The organism is uncultured Campylobacter sp. (assembly GCF_938031315.1).
In the GTDB taxonomy this organism is placed as follows: Bacteria; Campylobacterota; Campylobacteria; order Campylobacterales; family Campylobacteraceae; genus Campylobacter_B.
In genome coordinates this window covers 1-8,243 of the sequence record NZ_CALHHT010000395.1, presented here as the reverse complement: position 1 = coordinate 8,243, position 8,243 = coordinate 1, and the positions used below count along the sequence as shown (strand labels likewise).

At 47.9% G+C, this 8,243-nt stretch carries 9 protein-coding genes; 4 read left to right on the top strand and 5 right to left on the bottom strand.

The features are described 5' to 3' along the window. The coding region (locus tag Q0236_RS09935) for a hypothetical protein (protein WP_297917324.1) at window positions 1-929 on the bottom strand (929 nt) is incomplete at its 3' end. Between the two features lie 187 nt (window positions 930-1,116). After that, window positions 1,117-2,448 (bottom strand): branched-chain amino acid transport system II carrier protein, encoded by a 1,332-nt coding sequence (gene brnQ, locus Q0236_RS09930; protein ID WP_297880868.1) that lies wholly within the window; start codon window positions 2,446-2,448, stop codon window positions 1,117-1,119. A 209-nt stretch (window positions 2,449-2,657) separates the two neighbouring features. On the opposite strand from brnQ, the gene radA reads away from it, so the two are divergent. The 4 genes from radA (at window position 2,658) to Q0236_RS09910 (ending at window position 5,493) form a co-directional block, all read left to right on the top strand. Continuing rightward, complete coding sequence (gene radA / locus Q0236_RS09925; protein ID WP_297917322.1) at window positions 2,658-4,007, top strand: DNA repair protein RadA; 1,350 nt, start codon at window positions 2,658-2,660, stop codon at window positions 4,005-4,007. A gap of 288 nt (window positions 4,008-4,295) precedes the next feature. After that, window positions 4,296-4,502, top strand: a complete 207-nt coding sequence (locus Q0236_RS09920) for a hypothetical protein (protein WP_297917320.1) — start codon at window positions 4,296-4,298, stop codon at window positions 4,500-4,502. Beyond that, complete coding sequence (locus tag Q0236_RS09915) at window positions 4,487-4,651, top strand: hypothetical protein (RefSeq protein WP_297917318.1); 165 nt, start codon at window positions 4,487-4,489, stop codon at window positions 4,649-4,651. The genes Q0236_RS09920 and Q0236_RS09915 overlap by 16 nt, the downstream gene beginning before the upstream one ends. A gap of 98 nt (window positions 4,652-4,749) precedes the next feature. After that, complete coding sequence (locus Q0236_RS09910) at window positions 4,750-5,493, top strand: hypothetical protein (protein ID WP_297917317.1); 744 nt, start codon at window positions 4,750-4,752, stop codon at window positions 5,491-5,493. Between the two features lie 233 nt (window positions 5,494-5,726). On the opposite strand, the gene Q0236_RS09905 is transcribed toward Q0236_RS09910, so the two are convergent. The 3 genes from Q0236_RS09905 to Q0236_RS09895 all read right to left on the bottom strand — a co-directional run. Beyond that, on the bottom strand, window positions 5,727-6,533 hold the full coding sequence (locus Q0236_RS09905) for a transporter substrate-binding domain-containing protein (RefSeq protein ID WP_297917315.1): 807 nt from the start codon (window positions 6,531-6,533) through the stop codon (window positions 5,727-5,729). 143 nt (window positions 6,534-6,676) lie between these two features. Continuing rightward, on the bottom strand, window positions 6,677-7,483 hold the full coding sequence (locus tag Q0236_RS09900; protein ID WP_297917313.1) for a transporter substrate-binding domain-containing protein: 807 nt from the start codon (window positions 7,481-7,483) through the stop codon (window positions 6,677-6,679). A gap of 442 nt (window positions 7,484-7,925) precedes the next feature. Next, a partial coding sequence (locus tag Q0236_RS09895) for a transporter substrate-binding domain-containing protein (RefSeq protein WP_297917311.1) occupies window positions 7,926-8,243 on the bottom strand: 318 nt, incomplete at its 5' end.

Sequence of the window (8,243 nt, the reverse complement as noted above, 5' to 3'; positions counted from 1 at the left end):
TTATCGGTGCAAGGTTCGTCTACGTCAAATTTAACGGCGTCTGCCGCATCGCATGCTTCATTTAAATTTACGTTAGCTCGCGATACGTCGCGCTCGCTCGTTTGGGTTTGTTTGGCGTCGCCGTGTTTGAGCGCATCCGTTTTTAAAATTTCATCCGCCGCCGCTTGAGCCGCGCCGTCTGCGTCAAATTTAGTCCGCTCAAAAGTAAATCCGACGGCCTCCAGCCAGTAGCCGATATAATCTAACAGGTCGCACGGGCGATCGAAAAAATCCTCCGCAAGCGCGAACTCGCAGGCAAATTTCACGTTTCGCGGCTCGCGGGTTTGCAGCAGGCGGCTAAAAATTTTTTGCCGCTCATCCCTACTCGTCTGCGGATCCGCAAGCCTCTCGCGCCAGATTTGCGAGCTCTCGTAACTAAGCCCGCGCCACGGATACTCCGCGTAATACGCGCTCTCGTTCGGCTGCAATTTAAAAAGCTCGCCAAGATACGAGTGCAAAAACGGCGCGAACTCGAGACTTGCCGCAGCGATGACCTCTTCGGCGTTTTTCCAGCGCGCGCTTTTTTCATCTCTGCCGCGTTGCCGTGCATTTTTGCTTGCGCTTTCGTCCGCCCGCGCCGAGCGCGCATTCTCTCCCATCTGTGCCGCGCTTTCGTCCTGCTGCGTTTCGCACCCCTCTGCCGCCTCCTCGCGCAAAATTTCAACCGCCGTAGCGATCAAAGCTTTAAAATCCTCCTCGCCTACATAGCCCAGAGCGTCCTTTAGTAGCGTACCGCCCTCTTGCTGCCCGCGCAGCAGGCCATCCGCTAGCGTAAAATACGCCGTCTCGTCGCCTTGTAGCCGCCAAAACCGCTCGTATAAACCGGGCACTCTAAAGCCGTCGCGTTCGAAATCTCGCGCCAGATTTAGCGCCTCATCCCGTTTATCCATCTTATTTCCTTTTGCGATTTTATTTTGATAATTCTAGCGTAAATTTAGGTTAAAATTTTGAAGGCGACTTATTTTATATGTCAAAATTCCGGCAAAAATATGAGAGATTAAATTCGGCGGTAAATTAAAATTTAAAAGTGTGCCGAGCCCCGTAGAGCCCGGCTAAATTTTAAAATAGCTCTTAAATTTAAAAGCTATCGTCTCTTTTTTCAAAGATCAGATGCAGCACGTAGGTCACGGCAAAAGTCAAGGTGCTAGGCACGATCCAGCCGAGCATCGAGTCGTAAAACGGCATCATCTTCACAAACGACGTCACAAGCGGCACCGAAATGCCCAAAATATCAAGTCCGTTTATGACGCCCTCGACGACGCAGACATAGACGCAGGCGCGGTAAATCAGCTTGCTCGAATCGATCCACGGATTAATCAGCGAGAGGATTATCAGCATGATCGAGATCGGATAGATTGCGACGAGCACGGGGATGGAGCCTTTGATGATGGTCGTAAGGCCGAAATTTGCGACTCCAAAGCCGATCACGCACCAAGCGATCGCCCAGGTTTTATATTTGATCTTGCCTTTCGTAAGCTCCTCGAAGTATTCGCTAGCCGAGCTTATAAGCCCTAATGTCGTGGTGATGCAGGCTAGAAAAAACGCGCTGCCTAGAATCACGACGCCAATTCTTCCGAAATAATGATCGCTTACTCGCGACAGAAGCTCCGCTCCGTTGATATTCGGCGTATCTTTGAAAAGCTCCGCGGAGGTCGCGCCCAGATAGCCCAGCATAAAATATATCGTCATCAGTATGACGCCCGACATCATTCCCGCTTTTATCGTGGAGGTGACGAGATGCTTCTCGTCGCTAACGCCGGTTGCTTTAATGGCGTTAATTACGATGATTCCAAATGCCAACGATGCAAGCGCATCCATCGTCTGATAACCCTCTACGAAGCCTTTTGCTGCGGCATGATCAACATACTCGCCGCTAGGAGCTACGAAACTTCCGATAGGAAACAAAAATCCCGCGCCGAAAAGTAACAAAATAAGCGCCAAAAGTATCGGCGTGAGGTATTTTCCTAGCAGATCGACGAGCTTTGAAGGGTTCATACAGATGTAATAGTTCAGCGCAAAATATGCCGCAGAATAAACAAATAGCCAAATTTGAAGGCGCTCTTCCGCAATAAAAGGCTTAATCGCGATGTCAAAAGGCATATTCGCCGCGCGCGGTATCGCAAAAAGCGGCCCGATCGTAAGATATAAAAGCGCGGTAAAAACGATCGCAAACACCGGATCTATGCGGCGCACCAGGCTCTGAAGCCCCTTGGCGCGCGCAATGCCTGCGACGCCGAGAACCGGCAGAAGCACCGCCGTAGCGCAAAAAAACATTATCGCGACATAAAAATTCTGCCCGGAATCCTTGCCTAAGCCCGGCGGAAAAATAAAATTTCCCGCACCGAAAAACATCGCAAACAGCGTAAGCGATATCGTCAAAAACTGGCTTCTACTAAGCTTGCCCTTCATCTTAAACCTTCTTTAAATAAAGTAAAGTTTGTATTATAGTTATAAATGTTTAAAACATATTTAAATTTAGCTCAAATTTAGCCGCAAATCCTCCGTCTCGTGATTTTTGATCCCGCAAACAGCGCGCAGGGCGGCTAAAATTTTAAAAATTTTAAGTATAATTTCGCAAAGCTTGAGGCTAAATTTAGGCAAAATGAGCGAGGATAAAAATGGCAAAAGTTAAAACCACGATTTTTGAGTGTCAGCACTGCGGCAATCAGCAAAGCAGATGGCTCGGCAGATGCCCCGACTGCGGCGCATTCGATAGCTTCGTCGAGCTCAAGCCCGCTCAGATCAAAGCGCTAAAAGAGATCGAGGGCGAGCTTGCCCGCGCCTCATCCGTAAGCGCCAAAGCGATCAGCGAGATACAGATCGAGCAAATTTCGCGCATCGACACCAAGGATAGCGAGCTAAATTTAGTCCTCGGAGGCGGCGTCGTGGAGGGCTCGCTCGTGCTAATCGGCGGCAGCCCCGGCATCGGGAAATCTACGCTACTGCTTAAGATCGCAGCAAATTTAGCAAGCGGCGGCCGCGCGGTGCTTTACGTAAGCGGCGAAGAGAGCGCTAGCCAGATCAAAATGCGTGCGCAGCGGCTGGGCGCGATAAGCGAGCAGCTGTTTTTGCTCACCGAGATAAATCTAAGCGCCGTGCTTGAAGAGGTGGAGCGCAGGGATTATAAGTTTATCGTCATTGACAGCATCCAGACGCTTTTTAGCGACAAAGCCCCTTCTGCGCCGGGCTCGATCACGCAGGTGCGCGAGATTACATTCGAGCTGATGCGACTTGCCAAAGCGCGCGGGATTTCGATCTTCATCATCGGCCACATCACCAAAGAGGGCTCGATCGCGGGCCCGCGCATACTAGAGCATATGGTGGACGTGGTGCTGTATTTCGAGGGCGATGCGAGCAAGCAGCTTAGAATTTTGCGCGGTTTTAAGAACCGCTTTGGGGCTACGAGCGAGGTGGGGATTTTCGAGATGGGGCCGCACGGGCTCGTCAGCGCCAAGGACGTCGCGAGTAAATTTTTCACGCGCGGTAAGGCGGTAAGTGGCTCGGCGATCACGATCACGATGGAGGGCACGCGCGCGCTCGTCGTGGAGATCCAAGCGCTCGTGTGCGAGAGCGGCTACCCCAAGCGCAGCGCCACGGGCTTTGATAAAAACCGCCTCGATATGCTTCTGGCGCTACTTGATCGCAAGCTTGAGATCGGGCTTGGCGGATACGACGTCTTCGTAAACGTAAGCGGCGGCGTAAAAATCACCGAAACGGCGTGCGATCTCGCCGTCGTCGCAGCGATCGTAAGCAGCTTCAAAAACCGCCCGATCAGCAAAGAAAGCGTCTTCATCGGCGAGGTGAGCCTAAACGGCGAGATCAGAGAGATATTCAACCTCGATGCGCGTCTGAAGGAAGCCGCGATGCAGAAATTTAAAAACGCGATCGTCCCGATGAAGCCGCAAAACGCGCAGGGGCTTAAAATTTTTCACGCTACCGAGATCACGCAAATTTTAGATTGGATGTGAAGCGGCGCGCTTCTTAGCCTCGATTTAGCAGGGGGCGCGAATAGGCGAAAATGGACTTTGAGCGGCAAAGGGCGCGTTGCTTTCGCATGGGCGCGACGAGGGGGCGCAAGTGCGCTACTTTTTGCATGGCTCACAAGCAAGCGCAAATTAGCTTGATCGCTAAGGCGCGATTTTTGGAATTTCACGTATCGTAGCGGCTCAAAAATTCGTTTGAGCTTTAAAACGGCTCGGCAACGGTGCGGTTAAAATTTAATCATTCGGGCCGCATCCCAGGCCAATACAAGGCGAGTGCTTTGCGGCGCAAATTTTAAAATTTTGCCGCAATGCGGCGCAAAGCCAAGCCCGATAGGTCCTTGCGTCGCGCAAAATTCTATCGCGGCGCGCAGGACGTATCGCATGGGGCTAAGAACCGGTAAAATTTTAGCGGCGCCAAACTCTCATTCGCGGGTGCGGATACCACAAGCAAAGTATCGCGCCGAATGGGCGCCGCCGTAGCACGTCGCAGCCCGAAAAGGCTTGCTAGCAAGACGCTATGCAAGCCAAAGCGCGCAGGTCCGCCTCACGTAGCCAAAAGACAAAGCCTACAAGGCGGCAAGATAGCAACGCAGCGAGAGCGCGATGAAATTTTAACGCAGACCGCATAAGCCGTCGGCAAAGCCTAATTCTACGGACAGGTTCCGCGGATAAAATTTCGCAAATTTAGCGCGGATAAAATTTCATAAATTTAAACAGAAAGGTGCGTATGAGCCCAAACGTAATCGTCAAATTCGTCATTTTGTTTTTCATCAAAGCCCGCAGCTTAAATGTCAAATTTAGCAGGCTAGATGCCATCGTATCGCGCGCTTACGCTAAATATGGGGTGCTGTTTAAGCTAAGCGTGCCGCTACTTGCCGCAGCATCGGTATTTGCGCTGTTTAACCTATACGATTTTGCCAAAGCCAACTACGCGCTGACGGTCTTTTTGCTCGCTTTGGGCTCGCCTCTGCTTACGTATAGCTTTTTTAAGGCGATAAAATCGGCGATGACCTTCGCGCTATTTGTGATCCCCTTTGCGGCGGTGTTTGCGATCATCGCGGTGACGGGCGCACAGAAGCTCGATAACTCGCTAAATTTCAACATCGTCTTTCCGCTGTTTTTCACCCTCGTGTGGTTTGTGATGTCGGTGATCGCCGACGAGGACGTAGCGCAGATCATGAATAAGATCGTATCGAAGCTCTCGACGCTTTTCGTGACGATTTTCATCCTTTACAACTACGAGGCGCTGCACGGAATTTTAACTGCGAACGCCGGAGGATATCGCGCGAGCGGCGATGATCTGACCGCGCTTGATCTGGTGTTTATGACGATTAGGTTTTTCACGCTGCCTTCGATTTTTACGTTGATGATTTTTGAGATCAAAGATTATCTTTTTATCAGATACGACGCGTTCGTGCAGGCACAGCAGGAGCGCATGCAGGATTTAAAAAATTCCAAGGGCTCGAAGTAAAATTTTAAAGTTTAATTCAATCTAATTTTGCGCGCCTTAAATGCTCGCAAATACTAAAGATTGCGACCGCCGTGTGCACGCTGGCTTCGGCGCGGCGGCGGGACTAATAAAATTTGAAATGAGATTTTTAGGACAAAATTTTGAGATGGAATTTTAATGACGCACCGCTTATGCGGGGGTTAGGATTTAAAGCCGCAAAGCTTCAAATCCCGACCCACATCAAATTTAAAATTCTAAAAGAAGCTGTATATGTCGTCTAAAAGGAAGTATTTTTTATCGACGGTGCCTTTGTAGAAAGGCTCGAAAGTATCGTTATACGCTTTTTTGAAAAAGCCCTCTTTACTAAGCGAGATTAGCGCTTGATTGACGGCTTCTGCGAGATCTGCGTTGCCTTTTTGCATCGCGATGCCTAAAAATACGTTCTCGCCAAGACTTTTGATATTAACCTCGACGCTAGGATCTGCGACCGGATAGACCATCACAAATAGATTATCGTCGCACGCGCCGTCGATTTCACCGCTTTTTAGCCGCTTGTAGCAATCGGAGGAATTTTTGCAATACACTAGATTGTAGCCGCCGTCCTTTTGCATAAACGCTTCGCCCGTCGAGCCGCGAATGACGCCTACTTTCTTACCTCGCAGATCGCTCATTTTTTGGATATTGTCGCTTTTTCTGGTTAAAACTCCGGAATTTACCGAAAGATAGGGCATCGAAAACTCATAATTTTTCTTTCTCTCCTCAGTAACGCTTGCAGCCGCGATAAGCATATCCGCCTGATTATTTTGAATAGACGAAAAGCGTGCCTGCGCCGATACCGGCATCAGCTCGATCCTGCCGCCCGCTGCGCCTAAAATTTTACCGCCGAGCGCGTTGGCAAGCTCAACGTCAAAGCCCTCAAAGTCGCCATCCGTAACCTTGCTAAAGGGCGGCTCGTTTTCATAAACGGCGATTCTAACCACTCTGTTCTGCCTTATCTCGCTTAATGAATTCGCAAAGGCAAGAACGCAAGATAAAAGCAGGAAAAATAGCGTTTTTTTCATTTTAAACTCCTCTAAAAAAACACACTATTTTATCCCAAAATTTCTTAAAAAATATTTGATTTAAAGCGCGCTTAGCGGAATTTGCTAAGCGCGTTTGAGGTTGTGTATAAATTTAACGCAGGCTAATTCTTAGCTGAAATTTACTAGAAAAAGCTGTAAAGATCGTCGAGTAAGAAATATTTTTTATCGACGGTGCCTTTATAGAAGGATTCGAAAGTGTCCTCGTAAGCCTTTTTGAAAAAGCCCTCTTTGCTAAGCGCGATCAAGCCTTTATTGATCGCTTCTAGCAGCTCCGCGTTACCCTTTTGCACCGCGACGCCCAAGAATACATTATCGCCTAAATTTTTTATATTGACCTCTACCGCAGGATCTACGATCGGATAGACCATTACAAAAAGGTTGTTGTTGCAATACCCGTCGATCTCGCCACTTTTTAATCTCCTATAGCAATCAACCGAATCGTTGCAATAAGAAACATTATAACCGCCGTCCTTTTTGATATACGCTTCGCCGGTAGTCTTGCGGATGACGCCGATCTTTTTGCCCATCAGATCGCCTATTTTGTGAATATTTGAGTCTTTTTTCGTTAAAATTCCCAAATTCACCGTAAAATACGGCATCGAAAAATCCACGCTGCCTTTACGCTCTTCAGTGATACTTGCAGCCGCGATTATAATATCTGCCTGATTGTTTTGCAGCATCGGAAAGCGCACTTCGTTTGTTACCGGTATAAGCTCGATACGACCACCGCTGTTGCCAAAAATTTTACCGGCTAGCGCATTGGCAAGCTCGACCTCAAATCCCTCAAAGCCTTTCTCGCTCGACTTACTAAAAGGCGGCTCGTTTTCATAAACGCCCACTCTGATAACCTTGCTTTGCTTTATTTCGCTTAAGGAATTCGCAAAAACAAAGATCGCCGACAATAGAATAAGAAAAAATGACTTTTTCATAATTTCCTCCTTGAATTTTAAATTTTTCGTAATTGTAATGTAAATTTTCTTAAAATTTCATTTTACTAGAACCGAAACTATTCCCTAAATTGCGAGTTTAGCGATAAAATTTCGTAACTAAAATTTCTAAGCATAATGATAGAGGCTTTTTAAATTTTGCTACCTTGCACCAAGCTCCGCCTGCTTTCATTAAATTTTAGTGCTTAGCTATAAATTCTGTGCGTCTATTAGCGCCGCGCAAAAATAGTATGCCGCTACGGAATTTTATGGAATTTTATAAATTCTGCAACGACGCGTTAGTTAGAATTTGCAATCCAAACCCAAGCTCGCAAAGTCGGACAAAATAGTAAGGCTATGCGAGCCTTTTAAAATTTTACCTGGCGAGAGCACACAGCTATGCTTACTACAAGCAAATTCAGGCGAGCCGTACCGCTATGCCCGCCTAAAATAGGCTATAAAGATCATCCAACAAGAAATATTTTTTCTCCGCAGTGCCCTTGTAATACGGCTCGATAGTCTCTTCGTAGGTCTTTTTCATAAAGCCGTTCTTACTTAGCTTGACTAGCTCGCCGTTTAAGAACTCAAGCAGATCCTTATTGCCCTTAGAAACCGCAATGCCTAAGAAATCCGAAACGCCTAAATTCTTGATATTTACCTCGGTGTCGCTGTCGATTACGGCATAAGCTAAAACTATCAGATTGTCTGTCGCATATCCAATACCCTTACCATCCTTTAGCATTTTATAGCATTCATTTGCAGT

Coding starts and splice junctions, on each gene's coding strand:
- Q0236_RS09915 (WP_297917318.1), top strand. CDS start 4,487: ATGGGCGCCGCCGTAGCACGTCGCAGCCCGAAAAGGCTTGCTAGCAAG.
- Q0236_RS09910 (WP_297917317.1), top strand. CDS start 4,750: ATGAGCCCAAACGTAATCGTCAAATTCGTCATTTTGTTTTTCATCAAA.
- brnQ (WP_297880868.1), bottom strand. CDS start 2,448: ATGAAGGGCAAGCTTAGTAGAAGCCAGTTTTTGACGATATCGCTTACG.
- Q0236_RS09905 (WP_297917315.1), bottom strand. CDS start 6,533: ATGAAAAAAACGCTATTTTTCCTGCTTTTATCTTGCGTTCTTGCCTTT.
- radA (WP_297917322.1), top strand. CDS start 2,658: ATGGCAAAAGTTAAAACCACGATTTTTGAGTGTCAGCACTGCGGCAAT.
- Q0236_RS09900 (WP_297917313.1), bottom strand. CDS start 7,483: ATGAAAAAGTCATTTTTTCTTATTCTATTGTCGGCGATCTTTGTTTTT.